The sequence below is a fragment of the Pseudomonas sp. GM80 genome, assembly GCF_000282515.1.
Lineage (GTDB): Bacteria > Pseudomonadota > Gammaproteobacteria > Pseudomonadales > Pseudomonadaceae > Aquipseudomonas.
The window spans coordinates 121,226-147,982 of sequence record NZ_AKJD01000042.1 but is presented as its reverse complement, the minus strand read 5'-3'; the positions used below and the strand labels follow the sequence as shown (position 1 = coordinate 147,982).

The following is a 26,757-nucleotide window of genomic DNA, read 5'->3' as shown; positions in this document are numbered from 1 at the left end:
CATCTCCCAAGAAATCTCCCGGCCATGTTGCAGAACATTCCTACCCATGTCATTGCTGGCCCTTTGGGCGCCGGCAAAACCAGCCTGATTCGTCAGCTCATGACGCAGCGTCCAGCGGGCGAGCGCTGGGCGGTGTTGATCAACGAGTTCGGCCAGATCGGCCTCGACGCCGCACTGCTGACCAGCGACGCCGATGGTATCGCACTGGGCGAAGTGGCCGGGGGCTGCCTGTGCTGCGTCAATGGCGCGCCGTTTCAGATCGGCCTCGGGCGTTTGTTGCGCAAAGCGCGGCCCGATCGGCTGTTCATCGAACCGTCCGGGCTGGGGCATCCGGCGCAGTTACTCAAGCAACTGAATGAGGCGCCATGGCTGGGTGTGCTGGCGGTTCAGCCTTGTGTGTTGGTACTGGATGCTCAGGCGCTTCAGGAGGGGAAAGCATTGCCGGCAGCGCAACAGGAAGCGTTGGAAACCGCTGGCCTGTTGCTGTTGAACAAGGCTGAAAATCTTGACGACGCGGCCCGGGCAAAAATCGCCAGCCAGTTGCCGTCCGTTCCGCTGATCTGGGCGCAACAGGCGCACCTCGCCCTGAGCGAACTGCCGGGCCTGGCCGTAAAAGCGCTCAACGGTGTGGATAACCTGGTCATCCCCAAGGGATCAGGGCCAATGCCGGCCGTCTGGACTGATCCGACGCAGCCGATTTGCCTGAGTCAGGCGCAGGAGGGTGGCTGGAGCATTGGTTGGCGTTGGCATCCGCGGCAGATATTCGACAAGCAACGCATTGCTGACTGGCTGACCCGCCTCAATTGGCAGCGGGCGAAACTGGTTATCCACAGCGCGGAAGGCTGGGTGTCTGCGAATGCCTTGGATAATGCCGAGTTGAGTTGGCAGGCCAGCGAGTGGCGAAAGGATTCGCGGATTGAGCTGATCTTCGTCGATCCGCAAAACATCGATGAGTTGCAGCGGGGGTTATCGGGTTGTCGAGAGGATTAGATCAAAAGATCGTCCGATCGCGGCCCGAGCCTGCGGCAGCTCCTACAGGGAATCCCATGTAGGAGCTGCCGCAGGCTGCGATCTTTTGATCTTCAAGGCTTCCACTTGGTATGTTCCTGCCGCCACTGACTCAACTCGATAACTTCCGCACGCGGCCTCTGCACCTCAACCACCGATGGCGTATCGTCGAACGGTGCCGGGTAGGGCGCCAGTTCGATCTGCGCACTGTGCGCACCAAACTGGGTAATGGTGCCGTTATGCCGGGTTTCACCGGTCACGGTGAACTCGAAGTTGTACACCCGCGCCAGCCGTCGGCGACCGTTGGCGTCCTTGATGAAACCGATCTTCTTCAGGGCAACGTTGCCGTCGAGCAATTCGACGCGCACGTTCAGGCAATGCTGCTTGACCCGCTCCAGCGCCCGCTCGCGCAAGCCGTGGTTGTGCCATAGCCAGGCGCCGGCAGCGGCGAACAGCATCAGCACAAAGATGTTTTCGAGGGTCAGCATCAACATCAAACTCCAAAAGATAGCGTCAGCTTAACTGCGTCGCCGGTCTGTCGTACAGGCTGTGTTTCGTCGCATACTGCGCGGCTTGAATTTCAATCGTTTTACGGAATGACCCGAATGAAACGTACGCCTCATCTGCTCGCCATTCAGTCCCACGTCGTGTTCGGCCACGCCGGCAACAGCGCTGCGGTTTTTCCGATGCAGCGGGTCGGGGTGAATGTCTGGCCGCTCAACACGGTGCAGTTTTCCAACCACACCCAGTACGGCCAGTGGGCCGGCGAAGTGCTGGCGCCGCAGCAGATTCCTGAATTGGTCGAAGGCATCGCGGCGATTGGCGAGCTGGGCAACTGCGATGCAGTGCTGTCCGGTTATCTTGGCAGTGCGGCGCAGGGCCGGGCGATTCTCAGCGGCGTCGAGCGCATCAAAGCGGTCAATCCGAAAGCCCTCTATCTATGTGATCCAGTGATGGGCCATCCGGAGAAGGGTTGCAGCGTGCCGACCGAGGTCAGCGACTTCCTGCTGGAAGAGGCGGCGGCCGTGGCCGACATCATGTGCCCGAACCAGTTGGAGCTGGACAGCTTCTCCGGGCGCAAACCGCAGTCGCTGTTCGATTGTCTGGCGATGGCGCGCGCGTTGCTCGCGCGTGGGCCGAAAGCGGTGCTGGTCAAGCATCTGGATTATCCGGGCAAACCGGCCGATGGCTTCGAGATGTTGTTGGTGACGGCTGAAGGCAGCTGGCATCTGCGCCGTCCGCTGCTGGCGTTTCCGCGTCAGCCGGTGGGCGTGGGCGATCTGACGTCTGGCCTGTTTCTGGCGCGGGTGCTGCTGGGTGACAGCCTGGTGGCGGCGTTCGAATTCACCGCGGCTGCAGTGCATGAGGTGCTGCTGGAAACTCAGGCGTGTGCCAGTTATGAGCTGCAACTGATCCGGGCGCAGGATCGGATTGCGCATCCGCGGGTGAAGTTTGAGGCGACCGCGATCAGTCTGTAATCGTGTAATCGTTCAAAAAGATCGCAGCCTTCGGCAGCTCCTACAGGGTTTTGCATTCCCCTATAGGAGCTGCCGCAGGCTGCGATCTTTTGCTTTTGATCTCAGGCGTCGCCCTTGATCTCCTGATAGCGCTTTTCCAGTTCCTGGCGAATCTGCCGACGCTGCTGCGCCTGCATATAACGACGCTTGTCTTCACTGTTTTGCGGTTGCAGCGGCGGCACGGCGGCCGGTTTGCGCTGGTCATCCACCGCGACCATGGTGAAGAAACAGCTATTGGTGTGGCGCACCGAGCGTTCGCGGATGTTCTCGGTGACGACTTTGATGCCGACTTCCATCGACGTGTTGCCGGTGTAGTTGACCGACGCGAGGAAGGTCACCAGTTCGCCGACATGGATCGGCTCGCGGAAAATCACCTGATCCACCGACAGGGTCACCACGTAGCGGCCGGCATAACGGCTGGCGCAGGCGTAGGCCACTTCGTCGAGGTATTTGAGCAAGGTGCCGCCGTGGACATTGCCAGAGAAGTTGGCCATGTCGGGGGTCATCAGTACCGTCATCGACAGCTGGGCGTTTCCGGGTTCCATAACGTTCTCACGGATCAAGGCTGGTTTCTGGAAGCACCTCTGCGGGTGCCTGGTCACTTTTCAAAAGCACCGTTATCGGGACGCCGGACGACTGGCCGCCGTCACGCTGGGATCGATCTGTTTCCATATATTGCACCGCCTTCCAGCCGCAAGTCGCGGTGTTAACCTGCAAAAGCCTCTCCCAAGGGCAATTCCCACACGAAAAGCGGATTTTTACTTCGCTCGCTCAGACCTTTCTGACGTCTGACTGCGAGCCTCGTCATTCAAGGAGCCCACGCCATGCATGCCATCAGTTTTATTCAGGACCTGGCAGTGATCATGTTGGTCGCAGGTGTGGTGACCGTGTTGTTCCACCGCTTCAAGCAACCGGTGGTACTCGGCTACATCGTTGCCGGGTTCATCATCGGCCCGCACACGCCACCGTTCGGCCTGATTCACGACGAAGAAACCATCAAGACACTCGCCGAACTCGGGGTGATTTTCCTGATGTTCTGCCTCGGGCTGGAGTTCAGCCTGCGCAAGTTGTTCAAAGTCGGCGCGACGGCGTTTATCGCGGCGTTCCTCGAAATCGTCCTGATGATCTGGATCGGCTACGAAATTGGCCGCTGGTTCGACTGGAACACCATGGACTCGCTGTTCCTCGGCGCGATTCTGGCGATCTCCTCGACCACCATCATCGTCAAGGCACTCAATGATCTGAAGATGAAGAACGAGCGCTTTGCGCAGTTGATTTTCGGTGTGCTGATCGTCGAGGACATACTCGGCATCGGCATCATCGCGCTGCTGTCGAGCATCGCGGTCAGCGGCACGGTCAGTTCCGGTGAAGTGTTCTCCACGGTCGGCAAGCTGTCGTTGTTCATGATCGTCGCGCTGGTCATCGGCATTCTGTTGGTGCCGCGCCTGCTGGCTTACGTGGCCAAATTCGAAAGCAACGAAATGCTGCTGATCACTGTGCTGGGTCTGTGTTTCGGTTTCTGTCTGCTGGTGGTCAAGCTCGAATACAGCATGGTGCTCGGCGCCTTCCTGATCGGCGCGATCATGGCCGAGTCGCGGCAACTGCTGAAAATCGAACGGCTGATCGAGCCGGTTCGCGATTTGTTCAGCGCGATCTTCTTTGTCGCCATCGGGTTGATGCTCGACCCGTTGATCCTTCTCGAATACGCGTGGCCGATTGCGGTGATCACCGTCGCCGTGGTGCTCGGCAAGATGTTGTCCTGCGGCCTCGGAGCGTTTATCGCCGGCAACGACGGACGCACCTCACTGCGCGTGGGGATGGGGCTGTCACAGATTGGCGAATTTTCCTTCATCATCGCCGCGCTGGGCATGACCTTGCAGGTCACCAGCAACTTCCTCTATCCGGTCGCGGTGGCCGTTTCGGTGATCACCACGCTGCTGACGCCGTACCTGATTCGTGCGGCTGATCCGCTGTCGCTCAAATTGTCGGCAGCGGTGCCCAAGCCTCTCGGGCGCGTGCTCGGCATGTACGGCGAATGGCTGCGCAGCATTCAGCCGCAAGGCGAGGGCGCGATGCTGGCGTCGATTATTCGCAAGATTTTGCTGCAAGTCGGTGTCAACCTGGCGCTGGTGATCGCGATCTTCTTCGCCGGGGCGTATTTCGCCGAGCGCATTTCGCTGTGGCTGCAGGACTGGATCAGTGATCCGAGCTGGCAGAAAGCATTGATCTGGGGTGGGGCGTTGCTGGTGTCGTTGCCGTTCCTGATCGCCGCGTATCGCAAGCTCAAGGCGCTGTCGATGCTGCTGGCGGAGATGGGCGTGAAACCGGAGATGGCCGGGCGTCACACGCAGCGAGTGCGCCGGGTGATCTCAGAAGTGATCCCGATTCTCTCGCTGCTGGTGATTTTCCTGCTGTTGGCAGCCTTGTCGGCCAGTATTCTGCCGACCAACAAGTTGCTGGTGCTGATCGCCGTGGTCGCGGCCGCCGTGGCGGCGCTGCTCTGGCGCTGGTTCATCCGTGTGCACACGCGGATGCAGGTGGCGCTGCTGGAAACCCTCGACAACCACAAGGAGTCGTCGGGGCATTGACCCACCGGGGCGGCTGGCCGATCAGCTTTCCAGCCAGACGTCCCGCGCCCAGTGCCACACCGATTCCCAGGATTCTTCGGTGATCAGCTCTTCTTCGCCGGACCACAGCACCACGGTGCCGTCTTCTTCGACGCAGTAGTAGTTCTCGCCGTCCTGGCAGATCGGGATCAGGTCACGCGGTACGCCGATGTCCCACGCATTGGCCGCGACATCCGGCAAATAGGTGTGCGATTGCGGGTCGGTGACGGTCACCGGTTCCAGGCTGCCGTAGACCACATCGCTGACGGTCAGCAAAAATTCTTTGAAGACAAACGGGATGTTGATGAAGAGTTCTTCTTCGACTTCCACCAGTTGGTCTTCGTCAGGCAATTCCAAAGGAACCGGCACGGGTTCGTTGGCTTCACGCAGTTGTTCGATGATTTCTTCCACGTCCGGGATCCTCTTGCTTGAATGGCGCGGTTTATATGGGCCGGTTTATACAGTAGCTCGCTATAGATGCAACCGCGAAATAGAAAACCCCAGCCGAGGCTGGGGTTTTTATGACAGCAAGTGAAGCGCGCGAGGGGATCAGCCGTTCTGGCGGATACCGGCGACCAGCCAAGGCTGGTTGTCGCCCTGTGGACGTTCCATGTTCCAGCTTTCGCTGAATGCTTCGCCCTGATCGAAGCGCGAAGACTTCGACACACCGTTGAAGGTCAGGGTGGCGATGGTCTTGTCGGCACGGTCATCGACGCCGTCCAGTTGTACCTGGAGATTGTCGATAAAGGTCGACTGGAACGCGTCGCCCAGGTCCGCACGCTCACGCTTGAGGAACTCGAGCATTTGCGGGGTCACGAACTCGGCAATCTTGTCCATTTCGTTGGCGTCCCAGTGCTGCTGCAGCGCCTGGAAATGGCTGCGTGCAGCTTCAAGGAAGCGCTGTTCGTTGAACCAGGCTGGCGCGTTGATCACCGGACGGGCGGCAGCGGGTGCAGCCGAACCACCGAAGATCGAACCCATGGCAGGCGGGTTCTGCTGGAAGGCTTCACGCTGCATCGGTGCGCCCGCTGGAGCGAATTGCTCCTGTTGCTTGCGGCGACGAGCGGCGATGAAACGGAAGATCACGAACGCGATCAGGGCCATGATCAAAATGTCGAAGATCTGCATGCCCTGGAAGCCGTCGCCCATGAACATGGACGCCAGCAGGCCACCGGCGGCGATGCCGGCCAGCGGGCCGAGCCAGCGCGAAGCACCGCTGGCCTTGGCCGCAGCGCCGGCGGCACCGGCAGCACCTGCGGTCGCTGCAGCGCCGCCCATGCCTGGAGAAGAAGGAGCCATCTGGCTGGTCTGGTGCGTCGGCGCAGCGCCGGCGCTTTTGCCACCACCGAAGCGCTTGGCAGCATTGACGTCGAGACTCATCGTCAAGCCAATGCACAACGCCATGGCGATGCTAAGAAAACGTTTCATAAAGGGATTTCCCGTTTGTGGAGACACGCGCGCCATGTTGCACAGCTCAACTGTTACTGGCTAGCGAGAGAGTGTTTCGGGCTTTTGCCTGACAGGTCGCGTTCAGCTCGGAAGAGGCAAGAGGGCCTTCTACCTTTTGGCTGTAGGAAAGCGCGACAGGTTCAGTGGGAAATCTACTTAGCGACGAAACGCCAGCATCACCACACCCGCCGTGATCAAAAGATCAAAAGATCGCAGCCTGCGGCAGCTCCTACTGGTACACAATCCCCTGTAGGAGCTGCCGCAGGCTGCGATCTTTTCGCTTTTAGATAGCTTCCAGCTTGGCGTAACCGAGCATCAGCCACTTGCTGCCTTCGCTGAAGTTCACCTGCACCCGTGCCTGCGCACCGGCGCCCTCGAAGTTGAGGATCACGCCGTCGCCGAAGATCGAATGGCGAACCGCCTGACCGAGGCTCAACCCGGTCTCCGGGATTTCACTGCCGGCGAACAGGTTGCTGCCGCTCATCGACTGATTGCCGCCGAACGGTCGGCTGACGCTGTTCGACAAACGCACTTCCTGAATCAGACCCTTCGGCACTTCGCGTACGAAGCGCGAGACCTTGTTGTAGGTTTCGCTGCCGTACAGGCGTCGGGTTTCTGCGTAGGTCATCACCAGATTCTGCATCGCCCGGGTGATGCCGACGTAAGCCAGACGCCGTTCTTCTTCAAGACGTCCCGGTTCTTCCAGGCTCATCTTGTGCGGGAACAGGCCTTCTTCCATGCCCACGAGGAACACGTAAGGGAATTCCAGGCCTTTGGCGCTGTGCAGGGTCATCAACTGAATGCTGTCTTCGTGCTCGTCGGCCTGGGTGTCGCCTGCTTCCAGCGACGCATGGCCGAGGAATGCCGCCAGTGGCGTCAGCTCTTCGTCTTCTTCGTTGTTCTCGAAGTTGCGCGCGGCGCTGACCAATTCCTCAAGGTTTTCTACCCGGGCCTGGCCTTTTTCACCTTTTTCCGCTTGGTGATAAGCGATCAGGCCGGATTGCTCGATGACGGTTTGCGTCATCAAGTGCAACGGCATTTCCATGCACTTGGCGGCGAGGTTCTCGATCAGCTCGATGAACGCGCCCAACGCACCGGCAGCGCGACCGGTCAGGCCTTTATTGGCGACCAGTTGGCGCATCGCTTCCCACATCGACACATCGCTGTGGCGCGCGTGCTCGCGGATGGCTTCGACGGTTTTCTCGCCGATGCCACGGGCCGGTACGTTGATCACCCGCTCCAGCGCCGCATCGTTGCCGCGACCTTCAAGCAAACGCAGGTACGCCATGGCGTTCTTGATTTCCGCACGTTCGAAGAAGCGCTGACCGCCATAGATGCGATACGGAATACGCTCGCGCAGCAAGGCTTCTTCCAAAACGCGCGACTGGGCGTTGGAGCGGTACAGAATCGCGATATCGCTACGGGCCAAGCCGGTTTTCAGCGCGCTTTCGATGGTTTCGACAACGTAGCGTGCTTCGTCGTGTTCGTTGAACGCGGCGTACAGATTGATCGCTTCGCCATCGCCGCCATCGGTCCACAGCTCTTTGCCGAGGCGCCCGGTGTTGTTGGCGATCAGGGCGTTGGCAGCCTTGAGGATGCCGGCGGTGGAGCGGTAGTTCTGCTCAAGACGAATGGTCACCGAGTCGGCGAAGTCGGACGAGTACTGATGAATGTTCTCGATCTTCGCGCCGCGCCAGCCGTAAATCGACTGATCGTCGTCGCCGACCACCATCAGGCTGTCGCCGCCCTTGCCGAGCAGGCGCAACCAGGCGTACTGCACGGCGTTGGTGTCCTGGAACTCGTCCACCAGAATATGGCGGAAGCGCTTTTGGTAGTGCGCCAACAGGCCCGGATGATCGCGCCACAAATCGAGGGCACGCAGCAGCAGTTCGGAGAAATCGATCACGCCGGCACGCCGGCACGCCGCCTCGTAGGCCTCGTAAACGCCGCGCATGGTCGCCAGGTACAGATCGCCGCTGGCCTGAATGTGTTGCGGCCGCAGACCTTCGTCTTTCTGGCCGTTGATGAACCACTGCGCCTGACGGGCCGGCCAGCGCTGCTCGTCGAGGCCCAGCTCGCGGATCACCCGCTTGACCAGCCGTTGCTGGTCGTCGCTGTCGAGAATCTGGAAGGTCTGGCTCAAGCCCGCTTCCTGCCAGTGCGCCCGCAACAAGCGATGCGCCAGGCCGTGGAAGGTGCCGACCCACATGCCGGCCGGGTTGATCCCCAGCAACTGCTCGATGCGGTGACGCATCTCGGCAGCGGCCTTGTTGGTGAAGGTCACCGACAGAATGGAGTGGGGCGAGGCGTTTTCGACCTGGATCAACCAGGCGATACGGTGCACCAGCACTCGGGTTTTACCGGAGCCAGCACCGGCCAGGACCAACTGACGGCCAACGGGGGCTGCTACGGCCTGGCGTTGGGCATCGTTGAGGGAGTTCAGCAGAAGGGAGAGATCATCGCGCATCGGGGCATTCTAGGGTGCGCCGCAGGCCCGGGCAAACCGAGCTTTGTATTAGCCGATGAAAGTGCTGCCGATGACGACCGGTCGGTCACCGGCTACAGGCTTGAGCCCGCCTCACTCTGCGGGTTTTACCGGGGCCTGAGGGCGGAAAAGTTTCGATGAAATTATGATCTGGGGCAGTTTGGCAACGGGGTCGGCTTGTGTATGCTCCGTCCACGTTTCGGGCGCACGCCCTCCTTATAAGAACAAGAACGTTGCCCATGACCCTCAGCGCCGAACTGTCGGGCCCCTCTGTGGAACCCCGGGTTATCCGCAAGCACTATGCCGTCGAAATGGCGGTGGAGCGCACGCGTCTGCTGTATCAGGGCTCCTTGTTGCCCACTCTTTTCATGCTCATCAATGGTCTGGTCTGCGCCGGTTTGCTCTGGAGCCCGCAGCGCTACTTCGTGGTCAGCGTCTGGCTGGTGTGGCTATTGTCGCTGGTGGCGTTGCGGGTGATTCAGGTTGCGGCATTCGACTCGGCAATCCCTGACCGCCAGGCCCAACCCATCTGGTTGCGGATGTTTCTGCTCGGCTCGACCCTGACCGGGCTGACGCTGGCCGGTGCCGGCATCGCATTGGTGCCCGCCGATAATTTCATGCAGCAAGCCTGGGTGTTCGGCCTGATCGGTGCCGCGACCCTGTCGGCCAGTGTCGCTTACGCGGTGAGCCTGCCGGCGTTCCTGTCCTTTACCTTGCCGTGTCTGCTGCCGGCGATCGGCTTTTTATTCTGGGGCGGCGATGAACAGGCGCGCGGTTGGGGCTGGCTCGGGTTGATTCTGCTCGGCTCGCTGAGCGTGGTCGCGTGGCAGGTCAATCGCCTGATCGATCGCGGCTTGCTGCGGCGCTTCCAGAATCAGCACCTGATCGAACACCTGCAGCAAACTCAATCGCGCAGCGAGCAGCTCAATCAGGAACTGGCCCGGGAAATCGATCACCGGCGCTGTGCCGAGGGCAAGTTGCGCGAAGCGCAGGTCGAGCTCGAAGACCGCGTCGCCCAGCGCAGCCGCGAGCTCGATGCTGCCAATCAGGCCCTGAGCAAAAGCGAAGCGCGGCTGGCGCTGGCGTTGAAAGCCAGTGAACTGGGGTTGTGGGACTGGAACCTGCAAACCGATGAAGTTCATCACACGCAGATTCAGGAGCTGTTCGGCCTCGCCCCGGAATTTGTCACGGCACTGCTGCGCGACCTCAAACCGCGCTTGCACCCGGAGGACGTGCCCACCCTCAAGCACGCATTGATCGAGCATTTGAAGGGCCGCACCGAGGATTATCAGATCGAGTACCGCGTGCGTCATGGCGACGGTCATTGGGTGTGGATCGAAGACCGTGGTCGCGCCGTGGAGCGCAGCGAAAGTGGCCGTGTGATCCGCATGGTCGGTACTCGCCGTGACATCAGCGTCAGCAAAAGCCTCGAAGAGCAGCAACGCCTGGCGGCGACGGTGTTCGAAGCGGCCAGCGAAGGTATCGTGATTCTCGACCCGAATTACTCGCTGATCGCAATCAATCAGGCGTTCAGCCGCGTGACTGGCTACGACATCGACGACATGCTCGGGCGCAACGTCGTCGAGCTGCCTTGCAGCCGCGATGCGCGCCGTCATTACGTCGCTATCCGCCATGCGCTGGAACAGCACGGCAGTTGGCAGGGCGAACTGGTGGAGACGCGCAAGAATGGCGAGTTATACCCGCAGTGGTTGCAGCTGAATGCAGTGCGCGACAGTCGGGGAAATGTAAGTCATATCGTCGGCTTCTTCGCCGATCTGTCAGCGCGGCGCGAATCCGAAGAGCGCATGCGTTACCTGACCCATTACGACGAACTGACCGGGCTGGCCAATCGATCACTGTTCCGCGAGCGCCTGCATGAAGCGCATCAACGCGTGCGGCAGGGCGGGCGGCGTAGCCTGGCGTTGCTGCACATTAATCTGGATCGCTTCAAATTGCTCAACGACAGCCTCGGCCACGAGGTCGCTGACCAGATGTTGCAGAAAATGGCGCGTCGGCTGGTCAATGCCTTGCCGGAGGCCGACACCATCGCGCGGTTGTCCGGTGATGAGTTCGCAGTGTTGTTCGATGCTTACGGCAACCTGTCGAGCCTGGCCCGTGTCGCCACCCGACTGTCGAGCAAGTTGCGCTTGCCACTGACCGTCGAAGGGCATGAGCTGGTCGTCAGTGCCTCGATGGGCATCAGCATGTTGCCGGACAACGCGCGGGAGATTTCCGCGTTGGTCAGCCAGTCGAACATGGCCATGCAACACGCCAAGCACTTGGGCGGTAACAACTTCCAGTTCTACACCGACAGCTTGCAGGCCAGCACCCTTGAGCGCCTGCAACTGGAAAACCAGCTGCGCAAAGCCATCGAAGAAAAGCAGCTAAAAGTGTTCTATCAGCCGAAGCTCTGTCTCGCATCCGGGCGACTGAACGCGGCGGAAGCGCTGGTGCGCTGGGATCACCCGACCATGGGCCGGGTGCCGCCGGGGGACTTTATCGGGCTGGCTGAGGAAACCGGCCTGATCGGCCCGATCGGCGAATTCGTCCTGCGCCAGGCTTGCTGGCAAGCGTGTGAATGGCAGCGGCAGGGGCTGGAGCCGATCCGCGTGTCGGTGAATCTGTCGGTGCATCAATTACGTCAGGGCAAACTGGTCAGCCTGGTGCGCCAGGTGCTGGAAGAAACCGGGCTGGCGCCGCACTACCTTGAGCTGGAACTGACCGAAAGCCAGTTGCTCGACAGCGTCGAACACATCATCGCGACCTTCCAGCAACTGCGCGATCTGGGGGTGAAGCTGGCCATCGACGACTTCGGCACCGGCTATTCGTCATTGAGTTACCTCAAGCGTATTCCGGTGGATTACGTGAAGATCGATCAGGCGTTCATACGCGGATTGGGTGAAGGCAGTGAGGATGCGGCGATTACCCGCGCGATCATTGCCATGGCCCACGGGCTCTCGCTGAAGGTGGTGGCCGAAGGCGTTGAGCGCCAGGATCAGTTGGAATTTCTGCGCGCCGAACGTTGCGATGAAGTGCAGGGCTATCTGATCAGCCGTCCGGTGGAGGCTGCCGCGCTGGCCGGGCTTTTGCGTGAACAGGAAAAACCGTTTTAAGGGCTACATGCACCTCATCGCGCCTGATATGGGGACATGGAGTTACGCATTGAGCAGGCAAAAAGCCAATTCATGTAGTATAACTACAAGCGTGCTACATCCTTGCCCATAAGAAGAGTCCAGCCCCTTGAATCTGCTGCAACACATCGCCCAATCACGTCACCTGTTACGCAAGTCGGAGCTCAAGGTCGCCGACCACGTGCTGCTTGACCCTGCGGCGGTGATGCACAGTTCCATGGCCGACCTGGCCCACAGCGTCGGCATCAGCGAGCCGACCATCGTGCGCTTCTGTCGCGCCATCGGTTGCTCCGGTTTTCAGGATCTCAAACTCAAATTGGCGCAAAGCCTGGCCGCTGGTGCCAGCTTCGGTCAGTTCGCGATCCACGAAGACGACTCGGTTGCCGATTACAGCCTGAAGATTTTCGACACCACATTGCACACCCTGATGGAGGTTCGCGAGAAGCTCGATCCGATCGAGTTGCAACGCGCGGTGACGTTGATGTCGCAGGCGCAGCGCGTCGAGTTCTATGGTTTTGGCGCTTCGGGCGCGGTGGCGGCGGATGCGCAGCACAAGTTCTTTCGTTTGCTGCTGACGGCAGCGGCGTATTCCGATCCGCACATGCAGGCGATGTCGGCGGTGACGTTGAAGCCCACTGATGTGGCGATCTGTATTTCGCAATCGGGGCGTTCCAAGGATTTGCTGATCACCGCCAATCTGGTGCGCGAGAGCGGGGCGTCGTTGATTACCTTGTGCCCGAGCCAGACTCCGCTGGCCGAGTTGTCGACTGTGAATCTGGCGATCGATGTGCATGAAGACACCGAAATCTATACGCCGCTGACCTCGCGTATCGCCCACCTGGTGGTGATCGACGTGTTGGCGATGGGCGTGGCCATGGCGCGTGGGCCGAGTCTGGTCAACCACCTCAAGAGCGTGAAGCGCAGTCTGCGCAGCTTGCGCTTGTCGCCGAAAGCGGCAAAAGCCCTCGATGATTAAAGCAAGGTCGTTCCGACCTTAATCGCGGGCAAGCCCGCTCCCACAGTTTTTTCGAGTGTTTACATCGTTTGTGTACGACACAAAACCCTGTGGGAGCTGGCTTGCCAGCGATAGCGTCCTCAAAAACACCGCAACCCTGCGCAAGTTTCATCGCACTGTCATCCCTACGCAGCCAAACCGTCATCCCTCCCGCCTATCGTGAAACTCCCGTCATCGCCTTGGGAGACTCGAAATGGCTCAGCCCTACGAAGAACGCAACAGCGCCGCGAAAACCCGTCGTCAGCAGGAAGACCAGCGCCGCATGGAATTTCGCCGCGCCATCGAAGATCGCTTCGAACTCCGTCAGCTTCAAGCCGAGATCGGCGACTTTCCCGAGATCACTCACTGGCAGGCGGCACCCGCAGCTTCCCGTCGAAGCGCTCAACCAGCGCGCTGATCTGCACGCGCTCGCTGCGGATAAACGCCAGGAAGGCGTGCGCCACCGGTGACAAGCGTTTGGCTTTTGCTTGCACCAGGCACCAGCTACGCAGCAGCGGCAATTCCTCGACCGGCAGCTCGACGAGCCCACCGGTCGCCAGCTCCAGGTTCAGGGCATGGCGCGTCAACAGCGCCAGGCCCAGACCCGCCTGCACACATTCACGTTGTGCTTCGGCCGAGGCCACTTCCTGGGTCTGGGTGAAGTGCACGCGTTTCTCTTTGAAATACTCTTCACACGCCAATCGCGTTCCCGAGCCGGGTTCGCGAATCAGCAACGTGTAGGGCTCAAGATCCTGCAGGCGCAGCGGGCCCATGTGCGCCAACGGGTGATCCGGGCGCGCTACCGCGACAATCGGATTGTTAAGGAACGGCAGGAATTCCAGGCCCATGTCCTGCGGCACCATGGACATGATCACCAGATCATCACGGTTATCGGACAGCCTGCGAATGACCTGGCCACGGTTGACTACCGTCAATTGCAGATTCACTTCCGGGTGCTGGCGCTTGAACGCGGCGAACAGGTGCGGGACGAAGTATTTGGCGCTGGATTCCACCGCCAGTTTCAGCTGACCTTGCAGCGATCCCTGCATGTCCGACAGCTGCATATCGAGGTTTTCCAGACGTCCGAAAATGTCCCGACTGGCGCGCTGTAAGGCTTCAGCGGCTTCGGTCATGTAGAGTTTTTTGCCGACATAATCGAATAATGGCTGGCCGATCAGCTCTTCGAGCTGACGAATCTGTAGGCTGACGGCCGGTTGTGTGAGGGACATTTCCTCGGCTGCGCGGCTGTACGAGCGTAAATCACACACTTCGTTGAAGATCTGCAATTGACGCAATGTCATACGCATCAAGGACTTACGCATTTTTTACAGGCTCTGACGGCGGGCTGATGTTTCAACTATAAGTCTTTACTTATGCCTGACCCAATTTTTATTCATTTTTGTTAATCCCTCATGAGCGCTAGTGTGGACCTGCGACTAAATTGAAACATTTGGTCACGCGTCGACCTGGGTCTAGCAGGTCGTGGTGCCACCGGCTCAAGGGAACCTCCAAGTGATAAAAAAGATCCTGATCGCCAACCGTGGTGAGATTGCCGTACGAATCGTGCGAGCCTGCGCCGAAATGGGCATTCGCTCGGTTGCGATTTTTTCCGACGCCGACCGCCATGCGTTGCATGTGAAGCGTGCGGATGAGGCCCACAGCATCGGTGCCGAGCCATTGGCCGGTTACCTCAACCCGCGCAAACTGGTGAACCTGGCGGTAGAAACCGGCTGCGATGCATTGCACCCCGGTTACGGTTTCCTTTCGGAAAATGCCGAACTGGCGGACATCTGTGCTGAGCGCGGTATCAAATTCATCGGCCCTTCGGCAGAAGTCATTCGCCGCATGGGAGACAAGACCGAAGCGCGCCGCAGCATGATCAAGGCCGGCGTACCGGTGACGCCAGGCACCGAAGGCAACGTAGCGGACATTGAAGAGGCCTTGGCCGAGGGCGACCGCATCGGTTACCCGGTGATGCTCAAAGCCACCTCCGGTGGTGGCGGTCGCGGTATTCGTCGCTGCAACAGCCGCGAAGAACTTGAACAGAATTTCCCTCGCGTCATCTCCGAAGCGACCAAGGCCTTCGGTTCGGCCGAAGTGTTCCTGGAAAAGTGCATCGTCAATCCCAAGCACATTGAAGCGCAGATCCTCGGCGACAGCTTCGGTAACGTTGTGCACCTGTTCGAGCGTGACTGCTCGATCCAGCGCCGCAACCAGAAACTCATCGAAATCGCCCCGAGTCCGCAGCTGACTCCGGAACAGCGCGCCTACATCGGCGACCTGTCGGTGCGTGCGGCCAAGGCTGTGGGTTACGAGAACGCCGGTACCGTGGAGTTCCTGCTCGCCGAGGGCGAGGTGTACTTCATGGAGATGAACACCCGGGTGCAGGTGGAGCACACCATCACCGAAGAAATCACCGGGATCGACATCGTTCGCGAGCAGATTCGCATCGCCTCCGGCCTGCCGCTGTCGGTGAAACAGGAAGACATTCAGCACCGTGGTTTCGCGTTGCAGTTCCGCATCAACGCCGAAGACCCGAAGAACAACTTCCTGCCGAGCTTCGGCAAGATCACCCGTTACTACGCCCCCGGCGGTCCGGGCGTGCGCACCGACACAGCGATCTACACCGGCTACACCATCCCGCCGTTCTACGACTCGATGTGCCTGAAGCTGGTTGTGTGGGCACTGACCTGGGAAGAGGCGATGGATCGTGGCCTGCGTGCGCTGGACGACATGCGTCTGCAAGGCGTGAAGACCACCGCCGCGTACTACCAGGAAATCCTGCGCAACCCGGAATTCCGTAGCGGCCAGTTCAATACCAGCTTCGTTGAAAGCCACCCTGAACTGACCAACTACTCGATCAAGCGCAAACCCGAAGAGCTGGCCCTGGCCATCGCCGCCGCCATCGCCGCCCACGCAGGCCTATGAATGAAACAGCTGCGAGCGTTTAGCTGCAAGCGGCAAGTAAAAGCAGATTGGCTTTTTCTTGCAGCTTTTAGCTTGAAGCTTGCCGCTATGAGGAGATACCAATGACTAAGAAGATCTTCGTAACCGATACCATCCTGCGCGACGCTCACCAATCGCTGCTCGCCACCCGCATGCGCACCGAAGACATGCTGCCGATCTGCGACAAGCTCGACAAAGTCGGCTACTGGTCGCTGGAATGCTGGGGAGGCGCGACCTTCGACGCCTGCGTCCGCTTCCTGAAGGAAGATCCGTGGGAGCGTCTGCGCCAACTGCGCGCGGCGTTGCCTAACACCCGTCTGCAAATGCTCCTGCGCGGGCAGAACCTGCTCGGCTACCGCCACTACAGCGACGACGTGGTCAAAGCCTTCGTCGCCAAGGCGGCGGTGAATGGCATCGACGTTTTCCGTATCTTCGACGCGATGAACGATGTGCGTAACCTGCGCGTGGCCATCGAAGCAGTGAAAGCGGCTGGCAAACATGCTCAAGGCACCATCGCTTACACCACCAGCCCGGTGCACACCATCGACGCGTTCGTCACCCAGGCCAAGCAAATGGAAGCCATGGGTTGCGACTCGGTGGCGATCAAGGACATGGCCGGTCTGCTGACCCCGTACGCTACCGGTGAGCTGGTTCGCGCACTCAAAGCCGAGCAGTCGCTGCCAGTGTTTATCCACTCCCACGACACGGCGGGTCTGGCGACGATGTGCCAGCTCAAGGCCATCGAAAACGGCGCCGACCACATCGATACCGCGATCTCCAGCTTCGCATCCGGCACCAGCCACCCGGGCACCGAGTCGATGGTCGCTGCGCTCAAAGGAACCGAGTACGACACCGGTCTGAATCTCGAACTGCTGCAAGAGATCGGCCTGTACTTCTATGCCGTGCGCAAGAAGTACCACCAGTTTGAAAGCGAATTCACCGCCGTCGACACCCGTGTGCAAGTCAACCAGGTGCCGGGCGGGATGATCTCCAACCTTGCCAACCAGTTGAAAGAGCAGGGCGCGCTGAACCGCATGGGCGAAGTGCTCGCGGAAATCCCGCGCGTGCGTGAAGACCTCGGCTTCCCGCCGCTGGTGACCCCGACTTCGCAGATCGTTGGCACCCAGGCGTTCTTCAACGTGCTGGCCGGTGAGCGCTACAAGACCATCACCAACGAAGTGAAGCTCTACCTGCAAGGCGGCTACGGCAAGGCGCCGGGCGTGGTCAACGAGAAGCTGCGTCGTCAGGCGATCGGCAGCGAAGAAGTCATCGACGTGCGTCCGGCCGATCTGCTCAAGCCGGAAATGACCAAGCTGCGTGCCGACATCGGCGCACTGGCCAAGTCCGAAGAAGACGTGCTGACCTTCGCCATGTTCCCGGACATCGGCCGCAAGTTCCTCGAAGAGCGTGCCGCTGGCACCCTGACCCCTGAAGTGCTGCTGCCGATTCCTGAAGCCGGCGGTGTGACCAAGGCGGGCGGCGAAGGCGTACCGACCGAGTTCGTCATCGACGTGCACGGCGAAACCTACCGCGTCGACATCACCGGTGTCGGTGTGAAGGCTGAAGGCAAGCGTCACTTCTACCTGTCCATCGACGGCATGCCGGAAGAAGTGGTGTTCGAACCGCTCAACGAATTCGTCGGCGGTGGCAGCAGCAAGCGCAAGCAAGCTTCGGCACCGGGCCACGTCAGCACCACCATGCCGGGCAACATCGTTGATGTGCTGGTCAAGGAGGGCGACTCCGTCAAGGCCGGCCAGGCTGTGTTGATCACCGAAGCGATGAAGATGGAAACCGAAGTCCAGGCCGCTATCGCCGGCAAGGTCACGGCGATTCATGTGGCCAAGGGTGATCGGGTCAATCCGGGCGAAATTCTGATCGAGATCGAAGGCTGAGATAACGGCCGCGATTCAACGCTTTAAACCTCGGGGGGGCATGTGCTCCCCTTTTTTTTGCTTTTTTCCCTGTAGGAGCTGCCGCAGGCTGCGATCTTTTGATCTTGTCTTCTAAAAAACAACATCAAAAGATCGCAGCCTGCGGCAGCTCCTACCGGGATCGGTTAGAACGCCATGCGCCATTGGCCCATTACGCCGGTGTTGCGGCTGTCTGATGCGACGTCCCCGGTGACGCCCATGCCCAGCGTGTGGTTGGCAGACAGGGCCAGGTCGAGGCCGGCGTCGACTGACAGGCTGTTGCGATCCAGTGCTGCTCCGGCGATTTCGAAATCGATGCCACCGTTGAGCAATTGCTGGCGGGTGTGCTGGTCGAGTTCGCCGTAGGTATGTTTCCAACCAGCACTCAGGCGCGGCGTCAGGTGCATGCCGTTGTCCAGGGTATTGGTTTTTGCCACACGCAGGCCGAAGGTGCTGGTCAGGTTGTTTTGCGATTGCCCGTGGACTTTCAACGCCGCATCACCACCCTTTTCACTGTAGCTGTCGCGTTGATAGCGCTGGTAACCCAGATTAGCGAAAGGTTCGAGCGTGATGTCACCCTCGCCGAAGTTGTAACCCGCTTCGGCAAAGGCCTGTTGGGTGCTGGCGTCGTAACTGCCCTTGAGACGATCGCTGAAACCATTGAACGCGACTCGACGTTTGCTGCTGCCGTCGTGGCTGGCGTAAGTGGCACCGAAACGCAGCGCCAAGGGGCCGTCCTGGCGAACGGCATAAGCACCGAGGTGCCAGCTGTCGAGGTCGCCGTCCGAATGACGGGCATCGAGTTTCGTCTGCGATTTGCCGCCGATGATCCCGACATGCCATTGCTCATCGAGACGCCAGTCGGCACCCGCGACCAGACCTTGGGTGGCGTGTTTCAGTGTGCTGTCGGTGTCGCGATCGATCTTGCCGCCGTTGCCCAGTGCCTGGACCCAGACTCGGCCATTGTCGTCGTTTGCGCGGGTCGATGGCTTGCCAGGGTCCAACTGGCGCATCGCCGACAGCAGGCTGTCGTTGACCGGGGTCACGGCACTCAGTGTGGCTTTGGCCAGGTTGGCGTTACTGCCGGCGGCAAGTTGCTCAAGTGCGAGGGCGGCGGTGTTTCGGTTACTGCCGAGCAGGGCGACAAGGGCTTTGTTGGCCGGCGGGGAAAATTCACTGCGTTTGGGGGCCGCCGCAGGAGTGGAAACCACAGCGGATGCGGCCACCCCGCTAGCCACGCCGGAAGTCGTTTTCGCGGACGCTACCGCAGAGGGGGCTGCATTGGGCGTCTGATCAATGCTTTTGGCAATCTCACGAGCACTCGTGGTGTTTGCTGCGCTTTCGACGGGCACCTCATTGCGAGCGTAGGTCAGGCTGACATCCTGAGCGTTGTAGTGGGGTGTTGGGGTCATGTATGCGAGGTTGTGTTCGATTGCACCAAAGCGACCTTCAACCTTTTCGGCTTTGAGCAGGGTGTGCTCGCTGCTCTGAGGGTAGTCCCCGGCAGTCAGCAGTTTAAGGGTCGCATCGCCGAGATTGGCTGTCCCACGTACCAGGATGGTTTCACTGACACCGGCAGCGTCCACCTCGTAAGCCAGTGTTGCGCTGTGCGACAGGTTCAGATCGCCGTTGATTTGCGGTGCGCCATAAGCGTGATCAACTGTCAGGCGGCCGTGCAGGTTCAATGTGCCGGTCGCTCCTCGACCGGCAAAGTGGCCGTTTTCGTTGACGGTGACCCCACCGCCGATGATTCCCAGGTTGGTCAGATCACCGCCAGCCACCACAAGTGCTTCGCCACCTATCCCGCCTCGGTTGACCAGAATGCCTTGGACAATGGCATGACCTCTGATGTCTCCTTCGTTAGTAAGGTTGGCTTTCGGCCGAACCATCGCGCCTTTTTCGAAGCTCCCCAATCCTTCCTTGCTGAGCGTCCACTTGCCTTTCATCACCTCCAGCCCGTCAATATTGCGCGTTTCCCCCAAGGTACCTTTCGCTGCATCCAGTTGTAGAACGTTGATGCCCCCGGCTCCATCCAGTAGGCCGGCCAGACTGCCACGACCGGTGACGGTGATCAGGTCATCCCGATCATCGAATGGCTCTGAGTAGCCCTTTGTACTGACGGATGTTTTATGAGTCGCCGGATCGCTGGTGAATTGGTCGAGCAGACCGATCAGCTCCTCAGGCGTCGGCATCGGAGCCGGCGGTTCTTGTGCCTGCGCAAATTGCGCGCAACCCACTGCGAGGGTGATGGCCAAGGCCAGTTGTTTCGGTCGAAATATGTGTTGAGCGGGCATCAAGTAAGGCCTCTTTTGACAGGAGGCCAAACTCTATGTGGAAGGACTGTGGGGGCGATGTCAGCTGCTTCCCACAGGTTTGCGGCTTCTATCAGTTTCCTCTGTGGAAAATTTCCGCGACCGTGAGAACGGCTGGTTTTACCCCGCCGTTGCGGCGTGTTTTCCTACAGCGAATACAGATGTAACCCGCTGGCAAACTCAAAAACTCGTCTGCCTCTGTCCGATCAGCCTTTGATTACGGCTGTTAAGTGGACGGCCTTGTTGCAGCACACCTCACGTCCGGCGTTCGTACGCCTTGCCGTAATGCCGCTCCATTCGCGCCTGAATCAACTCCAGACCGATCGACATCACCCAGTAAATGATCGCCGCAGTGGTGAGCATTTCGATGTAGCGATAGCTGGAGCGCCCATACGACTGCGCCAGAAACATCACTTCCCAGACCCCCATCACCGAGATCAGCGACGAATCCTTGAGCATCGAGATGAACTGGTTAGTCGTCGGCGGGATGATCGTGCGCATGGCTTGGGGCAGGGTGATGCGCCAGAAAATCACCGATTCGCGCATGCCCAGCGCCAGTGACGCTTCGCGTTGGCCATAGGGAATGCCGAGGATACCGGCGCGGAAAATCTCGCTGAGATAGGCACCGTAATTCAATGACAGGGCGATGATGCCCGCGACAATGGCGCCGGGCACGATGCCCAGTTGCGGCAGCCCGAGATAGATCAGCAGGATCTGGATGAGCAGCGGCGTGCCGCGAAAGAACGACGCGTAGAAACTGGCGATGCCGAACGCCACGGCACTTTTCGACAGGCGTGCCAGCGCGGTGACAAAGCCCAGCAGTGACGAGGCGACAATCGAGCAGACACACAGGAAAAGCGTCAGCGCAGCGCCCTGCAGAAAGCCGTTGGGGGCCAGATGCAGGCCGACCAGATTGGGCAGTTTGTCGAGGATGATCGAGAACTTCAGGTCGAAGCTGAGGAAAAATCCGCCGAACAGGCAGACCATCGCCGCCCACGTCAGGTACAGCCGCGTGCGAAAACCGAAGAGTCGTTGCAGACGTGATTCAGCCACCCGCTGCGGTGGCTGTGGAGGTGTAGGGAAAGAGGTCATTGGCTGATATCGGCGCCGATCCATTTTTGCGAAAGTTTGCTCAGGGTGCCGTCCTGTTTGAGCTGCGCGAACACTTCGCGCACTTTGGCAGCCCATTGTGCGTCGCCCTTCTCGATGGCGACCGAGTTCGGCTCCGAGTACAGCGGCGCGCCAGCCAGTTTGAAGCGTTTGTCCTGGTTCAGGCGTGGTTGCGCGGTGACGAGATTGGTGAGAATCGCATCCAGCCGCACCCCTGCGCCAAGCCCCAGGTCCTGGAACGCGACGTTGTCGGTATCGTACGGCGCGATCTGCACGTCCTCGAACGGGTACTGCAACTGCGTGTCTTCAGCGCCTTCGATCACCAGGTTCTTGTTCAGATAGCTCTCGTAGCTGGAGGCACTGGTGAGGCCGACTTTCTTGCCGCTCAGATCCTTGGCTTGGTGGATCCGGTCATCCTTGGCATTGACCACGATCACGGCCGGCGAGGCGTAATACTCGACCGGGAAATCGAACACTTCGGCGCGCGCCTTGCTCGGTGTCATCGAGCAGATGCAGATGTCGTAACGGCCGCTCCAGCGACCGGCGGCGATGACATCCCAGGACGGCGTTTCGAGGCGCAGCTTGACCCCGAGTTTGTCGGCTACGGCTTTGGCGACATCGACATCGAAGCCGTCGAGCTGGTTCTGATCGTTGAGAAACGAGAACGGTGGATAACTCTCCATCAGCACGCCGACCAGTTGCTTTTTCTGCTCGACACGGTCCAGCGTGGTGCCCGCAAAGGCTTGCGTGGAGGCGACCAGAATCGTCAGGCCCAGGGCCAGTAGCGGTTGAAATTTCACAGTCGATCCCTGAGTAAAAAAGAGGTTGTTATTAACCGAATGGTGCGTATTAAATAGTTATAAGAACGACTCTGATAGTGAGTTATTTTCATAAGCATATGAGTGAAAAGCATATGGGCGCAGGCAGCACGATTATTCTCGATGGCGGTATGGGCCGTGAGTTACAGCGCGCCGGGGCGCCATTTCGGCAGCCGGAGTGGTCGGCGCTGGCCCTGAGCGAAGCGCCGCAAGCGGTTGAGGCCGTACACGCGGCGTATATCGCCAGCGGTGCCAATGTAATTACCACCAACAGTTATGCGGTGGTGCCATTTCATATCGGCGCAGAGCGCTTCGCCGCTGAAGGGCAGGCGCTGGCGGCATTGGCGGGTGAATTGGCGCGGCGGGCGGTGCAGGCGTCGGGAAAAACCGTGCGCGTGGCCGGCTCGTTGCCACCGCTGTTCGGCTCCTATCGACCGGACTTGTTCGAAGCCGCACGCGCGCCCGGGTTGCTGGCGCCGCTGGTCGACGGCCTGGCGCCGCATGTTGATCTGTGGCTGGCGGAAACCCAGAGCTCGATCATTGAGGCGCGAGCCATCCACAATGGTTTACCGCAGGACGGCAAGCCGTTCTGGCTGTCGTTCACCTTGAAGGACGAAGACATCGATGAAGTACCGCGCTTGCGCTCTGGCGAGCCGGTTGCCGAAGCGGCAGCAGTGGCGGCTGAGTTGGGCGTCGAGACGTTGCTGTTCAATTGCAGTCAGCCGGAAGTGATCGGTGCCGCGATTGACGCGGCGCGTGAAACCTTCGAACGCCTGGGGGTGAACATTCATATCGGCGCTTACGCCAATGCGTTTCCGCCGCAGCCAGAAGAGGCAACGGCCAATGATGGGCTTGATCCGTTGCGCGAGGATCTTGATCCGCCGGGTTACTTGCACTGGGCGATAGATTGGCAGCAGCGCGGTGCCAGCCATTTGGGCGGTTGCTGCGGGATCGGCCCCGAGCACATTGCGGTGCTGGCGCAAAAGCTGGGGTGAAAAACAGATCAAAAGATCGTCCGAAGGCTCGGGCCGCGTGCGGACGATCTTTTGCTTTGCGCCTCAGCTACGGCACTCAACCAAGCCTTTCACCTGGCCATCCGGCGTCTGGTTTTCATCGCTCAACCAACGCTCGAACCCAGCGCCAATCGCAGGCCATTCCGAATCCACAATCGAGTACCACGCGGTGTCGCGGTTCTGGCCTTTGACCACCATGTGCTGGCGGAACACGCCTTCGAAGCTGAAGCCCAGACGTTCGGCGGCGTATTTGGAGCGGGCGTTGCCGTTGTTGCATTTCCATTCGAGGCGGCGGTAGCCGAGGTCGAAGGAATGTTTGGCCAGCAGATATACCGCCTCGGTGCTTTTCGGCGAGCGCTGCATTGGCGCGCCGAAGGTGACGTGGCCGATCTCGATGCGGCCCTGCGCCGGGACGATCGACATCAGGCTGAGGATGCCTTGCACCTGATTGTTCGCACGGTCGATGACCGCGAAGAAATACGGATCGCTGGCGGCCGCATGGTTGTTCAGCCAGGCGTCGAAAACGCTGCGTTCCGGGAACGGCCCGTAGGGCAAATAATCCCAGAGTTTCGGGTCGGCGCCCGGGCCTTCGAGTGCGGCGAACAGTTGTTCGCCGTGGCGCGCCGGGTCGAGGCGTTCGAGGCGAATGAAGCGGCCTTCGAGCAACGTGGCGGTGGGGGCGGGGACGCCTGTCCAGTCAGCCGGTGAAATGATCATGGGTGCCTCTCCTTAAATGGCTTTGCGAAACTGGATGAAGCCCGGGCGCTCGGCGATGCGCTCGTAGAGCTGGATCGCGGTGGCGTTGGATTCGTGGGTCAGCCAGTGCACTTTGCAGCAACCGTCAGCCTTGGCGGTGGCGTAAACGTGTTCGATCAGCAGGCGGCCGACGCCGGTACCGCGTGTTTCCTCGGTCACCAGCAAATCCTGCAAGTAGCAGGAGTTTTCAATGCTCCAGTTCGAGCGATGGTAGATGTAATGCACCATGCCGACTGCTTTGCCATCGGCCCAGGCCAACGCCGCGTGGGTCGGTTCGCTCGGGTCGAGGAAACGCTGCCAGGTGCTGTCGGTGACGGCGTCCGGCAGTTCGGTGTTGTAGAAACGCAGGTAGGCCTGCCACAACGGCAGCCACGCGGCGCGGTCGGCGGCGCTGACCTGGCGAATGTCGATCTGACTCATGGTGATTTCCTTAGCGCATCAATCGGGCGAGGGTTTGATCGTTGATTTCGGGGCTGGCGGCCAGGCCTTCACGCACGCCGGCAATGTCTGCGGCGCTGCGGTTCTGACTGAGTTTGCGCTTGCCCTCGAGACGGTCGATGGGAATGGCAAAACCGACAATCGCCTTGAGCATGCCGTCGATGTAATCGGCGGGCGCATCGGCGACTGACCAAGGCTGGGCACGGCCGGCTTCATGACGGTCGGTGAGGGTGCTGACGATGTCGAGCAGGCGTCCGCCATCGCTGAAGGTTTCGGCGTGGCCGTAGGCGTGCACGGCGATGTAATTCCAGGTCGGTACGACTTTGCCGTGCTCGGCTTTGCTCGGGTAAAAGCCCGGGCTGACGTAGGCGTCGGCACCGGCGAAAATCAGCATGGCTTCGGCGCCGTCGCGCAGGTCTTTCCATTGCGGGTTGGCGCGGGCCAGGTGCCCGTACAGCGTGCCGTACTCGCCTTGTTCACAATGCAGCAGCACCGGCACGTGGCTGGCTTGCAGACCGTTTTCGCCGTGGGTGACCAGAATGGCGAGGCGGGTGGCGAGGATCAGTTCGTGCAGTTGGGACAGTTCTTCGATGGCAAAGGCGCGGGGCGTGTACATGGACAGATTTTCCTTGGCGAATGCCTGCATCCTAGGCAGGCTATTGGTCTGTTGTAAGAGCCATTGCCGACCAATTTCATAGGTCCATTGCCATGCCTGACTCACCATCGCTGTCCATGCCCTTCAATCCCGCCGGTATCGAGTTGGATCGGCGCCAGGGTTTGAGCCGCCAGCTGTATCAGGCGCTGCGTTTGCGCGTGCTCGATGGACGCCTCGCCAGCGGCACGCGGCTGCCGGCCAGTCGCGATCTGGCGGCGGCATTGGCGATTTCGCGTAACAGCGTGGTGCGCGCTTACGATCAGTTGTATGCCGAAGGGTTTATCGAAGGCCGCGTCGGCGACGGTACTTACGTCGCGCAATTGTCGGCGCCGCCGCCCTCGGCGAAAAAACTATCCACAAAAGTATCCACAGGGTTTTCAACAGGCTTACCCACAGCCTTATCCACAAATTGGCTGGATTTACCTGTGCTTCCATCCAGTAAAGTTATCCACAGCGCTACTTTTTCGCGTATTGAATACAACCATTTGGCAAAGCCGCCGAGTGGTCCGCCGCGCGCATTTCGCGTCGGTGTACCAGCTTTCGACCTGTTCCCTTTTGAGGTGTGGGCCAAGCTGAACGCGGCTTTCTGGCGCAAACCGGATTTGCAGCAGCTGTGTTACGGCGACCCGGCCGGTGATGCGCGTTTGCGCGCGATGATCGCCGCCTATCTGCGCAGTTCGCGCGGCATGCAGTGCAGCGCTGAACAAATTGTGATCACCAGTGGCGCGCAGCAGGGTATTAGCCTTTGTGCACAGTTGCTGGTGGAGCCGGGCGATGGCGTCGGAATCGAAAATCCGGGGTATCGCGCCGCTGGTCACGCGTTCGCCGTTGCGGGTGCGCGATTGCGTGGGATTGCGGTGGATGAGGAGGGCATTGATTGCGCGGCATTGGCGGCGGCGACGGATTGCCGAGTGGCGTATGTGACGCCGTCTCATCAATACCCGACCGGCGTGGTGATGAGTCTGGCGCGACGTCTGGAATTGCTGGCGTGGGCCGAGCGCACGCAAGGCTGGATCGTCGAGGACGATTACGACGGCGAGTACCGTTACACCGGCGCACCGCTGGCGCCATTGGCCGCGCTCGATCGACAGGGCCGCGTGTTGTACGTCGGCACCTTCGGCAAAGTCGCATTCCCGGCGTTGCGTCTGGGTTATCTGGTGTTGCCGCCAGCGCTGGTGGACGCCTTTTCCCAGCGCCGCGCGGTGGACGTGCGCCACTCGGAAGTGAGCACCCAGGCCGTGATGGCGGAGTTCATGGCGGCCGGGCATTTTCAGCGGCACATCCGGCGCATGCGTCGTGCCGCGTTGAGCCGGCGCAATACGCTGCTGGCCGGTTGGCCGAGCGATATCCCCGGCGTTGGCAGCCTGCCGAGTGTCGCGGCCGGTCTGCATCTGACCATTCCCGTGGACACATTGGCCTGTGAGCAACAGTTGATTGCTCTGGCCGCCAGCGTCGATGTCGAGATCAACGGTTTAAGCAGTTATTGGCTGCCGGATTCAACCTTGCCGGCGGATCAGCGCGCCGGCCTGGTGCTGGGTTTTGCCGCCGTGCCCGAGGCCGCGATCACTGCGGCACTCGGGCGTTTACGAAAGGTTTGGCGGGGCTGAGC

Annotated in this window: 22 protein-coding genes; 10 read left to right on the top strand and 12 right to left on the bottom strand. The window is 60.2% G+C overall.

The genetic code is table 11. The features are described from left to right. Positions 1-24: 24 nt before the first annotated feature. Positions 25-990 carry a CobW family GTP-binding protein gene (locus PMI37_RS05295; RefSeq protein ID WP_008078857.1) on the top strand — a complete coding sequence of 322 codons (966 nt, stop codon included), beginning with the start codon at positions 25-27 and terminating at the stop codon, positions 988-990. A 92-nt stretch (positions 991-1,082) separates the two neighbouring features. Here PMI37_RS05295 and PMI37_RS05290 read toward each other — a convergent pair whose 3' ends face one another. After that, positions 1,083-1,496, bottom strand: a complete 414-nt coding sequence (locus tag PMI37_RS05290; RefSeq protein ID WP_008078855.1) for a DUF3301 domain-containing protein — start codon at positions 1,494-1,496, stop codon at positions 1,083-1,085. 117 nt (positions 1,497-1,613) lie between these two features. On the opposite strand from PMI37_RS05290, the gene pdxY reads away from it, so the two are divergent. After that, the gene (pdxY, locus tag PMI37_RS05285; RefSeq protein ID WP_008078854.1) at positions 1,614-2,486 is read left to right on the top strand and encodes a pyridoxal kinase PdxY; all 873 of its coding nucleotides are present in this window, start codon (positions 1,614-1,616) and stop codon (positions 2,484-2,486) included. Positions 2,487-2,587: 101 nt separating this feature from the next. Here the strand turns inward: pdxY and PMI37_RS05280 are convergent, their stop codons facing one another. Continuing rightward, entirely contained in the window at positions 2,588-3,070 is a 483-nt protein-coding gene (locus PMI37_RS05280; RefSeq protein WP_003229693.1) for an acyl-CoA thioesterase, read from the bottom strand. 279 nt (positions 3,071-3,349) lie between these two features. Here PMI37_RS05280 and PMI37_RS05275 point away from each other — a divergent pair, with 279 nt between their 5' ends. Then, the gene (locus PMI37_RS05275; RefSeq protein ID WP_008078853.1) at positions 3,350-5,113 is read left to right on the top strand and encodes a cation:proton antiporter; all 1,764 of its coding nucleotides are present in this window, start codon (positions 3,350-3,352) and stop codon (positions 5,111-5,113) included. A gap of 21 nt (positions 5,114-5,134) precedes the next feature. Here PMI37_RS05275 and PMI37_RS05270 read toward each other — a convergent pair whose 3' ends face one another. From PMI37_RS05270 to uvrD, 3 genes are all read right to left on the bottom strand, one after another. Then, entirely contained in the window at positions 5,135-5,542 is a 408-nt protein-coding gene (locus PMI37_RS05270) for an SMI1/KNR4 family protein (RefSeq protein WP_008078852.1), read from the bottom strand. Positions 5,543-5,680: 138 nt separating this feature from the next. Next, complete coding sequence (locus tag PMI37_RS05265) at positions 5,681-6,559, bottom strand: Tim44 domain-containing protein (protein ID WP_008078851.1); 879 nt, start codon at positions 6,557-6,559, stop codon at positions 5,681-5,683. A gap of 304 nt (positions 6,560-6,863) precedes the next feature. After that, positions 6,864-9,047 (bottom strand): DNA helicase II, encoded by a 2,184-nt coding sequence (gene uvrD, locus PMI37_RS05260; protein WP_008078850.1) that lies wholly within the window; start codon positions 9,045-9,047, stop codon positions 6,864-6,866. A 257-nt stretch (positions 9,048-9,304) separates the two neighbouring features. Here uvrD and PMI37_RS05255 point away from each other — a divergent pair, with 257 nt between their 5' ends. The 3 genes from PMI37_RS05255 to PMI37_RS31145 all read left to right on the top strand — a co-directional run bounded on the left by PMI37_RS05255 (position 9,305) and on the right by PMI37_RS31145 (position 13,608). After that, a complete protein-coding gene (locus PMI37_RS05255) occupies positions 9,305-12,178 on the top strand; it encodes a putative bifunctional diguanylate cyclase/phosphodiesterase (RefSeq protein WP_008078847.1) in 2,874 nt (957 codons plus the stop codon). A 127-nt stretch (positions 12,179-12,305) separates the two neighbouring features. Beyond that, the gene (gene hexR / locus PMI37_RS05250) at positions 12,306-13,172 is read left to right on the top strand and encodes a transcriptional regulator HexR (protein ID WP_008078846.1); all 867 of its coding nucleotides are present in this window, start codon (positions 12,306-12,308) and stop codon (positions 13,170-13,172) included. A gap of 232 nt (positions 13,173-13,404) precedes the next feature. Next, complete coding sequence (locus PMI37_RS31145) at positions 13,405-13,608, top strand: PA3496 family putative envelope integrity protein (protein ID WP_008078845.1); 204 nt, start codon at positions 13,405-13,407, stop codon at positions 13,606-13,608. On the opposite strand, the gene PMI37_RS05240 is transcribed toward PMI37_RS31145, so the two are convergent. Then, entirely contained in the window at positions 13,550-14,512 is a 963-nt protein-coding gene (locus PMI37_RS05240) for a LysR family transcriptional regulator (protein WP_008078844.1), read from the bottom strand. The genes PMI37_RS31145 and PMI37_RS05240 overlap by 59 nt on opposite strands. Positions 14,513-14,702: 190 nt before the next feature. Here PMI37_RS05240 and PMI37_RS05235 point away from each other — a divergent pair, with 190 nt between their 5' ends. Together PMI37_RS05235 and oadA are read left to right on the top strand one after the other, a co-directional pair. Continuing rightward, entirely contained in the window at positions 14,703-16,118 is a 1,416-nt protein-coding gene (locus PMI37_RS05235; protein ID WP_008078843.1) for an acetyl-CoA carboxylase biotin carboxylase subunit, read from the top strand. A gap of 101 nt (positions 16,119-16,219) precedes the next feature. Next, entirely contained in the window at positions 16,220-18,028 is a 1,809-nt protein-coding gene (gene oadA / locus PMI37_RS05230) for a sodium-extruding oxaloacetate decarboxylase subunit alpha (RefSeq protein ID WP_008078836.1), read from the top strand. Positions 18,029-18,192: 164 nt separating this feature from the next. Here oadA and PMI37_RS05225 read toward each other — a convergent pair whose 3' ends face one another. From PMI37_RS05225 to PMI37_RS05215, 3 genes are all read right to left on the bottom strand, one after another. Beyond that, a complete protein-coding gene (locus tag PMI37_RS05225; protein ID WP_008078833.1) occupies positions 18,193-20,340 on the bottom strand; it encodes an autotransporter family protein in 2,148 nt (715 codons plus the stop codon). Positions 20,341-20,613: 273 nt separating this feature from the next. Further along, entirely contained in the window at positions 20,614-21,450 is an 837-nt protein-coding gene (locus tag PMI37_RS05220) for an amino acid ABC transporter permease (protein WP_008078829.1), read from the bottom strand. Further along, positions 21,447-22,268, bottom strand: coding sequence for an ABC transporter substrate-binding protein (locus PMI37_RS05215; RefSeq protein WP_008078827.1), 822 nt, complete (start codon positions 22,266-22,268; stop codon positions 21,447-21,449). Before PMI37_RS05215 ends, PMI37_RS05220 begins: the two co-directional genes overlap by 4 nt. A 113-nt stretch (positions 22,269-22,381) precedes the next feature. On the opposite strand from PMI37_RS05215, the gene PMI37_RS05210 reads away from it, so the two are divergent. Next, on the top strand, positions 22,382-23,281 hold the full coding sequence (locus PMI37_RS05210; protein WP_008078826.1) for a homocysteine S-methyltransferase family protein: 900 nt from the start codon (positions 22,382-22,384) through the stop codon (positions 23,279-23,281). Between the two features lie 63 nt (positions 23,282-23,344). Here PMI37_RS05210 and PMI37_RS05205 read toward each other — a convergent pair whose 3' ends face one another. Genes PMI37_RS05205 through PMI37_RS05195 form a run of 3 tightly spaced genes read right to left on the bottom strand, consistent with a single transcriptional unit; the run spans position 23,345 to position 25,109 of the window. After that, positions 23,345-24,016 (bottom strand): GNAT family N-acetyltransferase, encoded by a 672-nt coding sequence (locus PMI37_RS05205; protein ID WP_008078824.1) that lies wholly within the window; start codon positions 24,014-24,016, stop codon positions 23,345-23,347. 12 nt (positions 24,017-24,028) lie between these two features. Beyond that, the gene (locus tag PMI37_RS05200) at positions 24,029-24,475 is read right to left on the bottom strand and encodes a GNAT family N-acetyltransferase (protein ID WP_008078822.1); all 447 of its coding nucleotides are present in this window, start codon (positions 24,473-24,475) and stop codon (positions 24,029-24,031) included. A gap of 10 nt (positions 24,476-24,485) precedes the next feature. After that, positions 24,486-25,109, bottom strand: coding sequence for an FMN-binding negative transcriptional regulator (locus PMI37_RS05195; protein WP_045122971.1), 624 nt, complete (start codon positions 25,107-25,109; stop codon positions 24,486-24,488). 92 nt (positions 25,110-25,201) lie between these two features. Here PMI37_RS05195 and pdxR point away from each other — a divergent pair, with 92 nt between their 5' ends. After that, entirely contained in the window at positions 25,202-26,755 is a 1,554-nt protein-coding gene (gene pdxR, locus PMI37_RS05190; protein ID WP_045122970.1) for a MocR-like pyridoxine biosynthesis transcription factor PdxR, read from the top strand. Positions 26,756-26,757 lie beyond the last annotated feature (2 nt).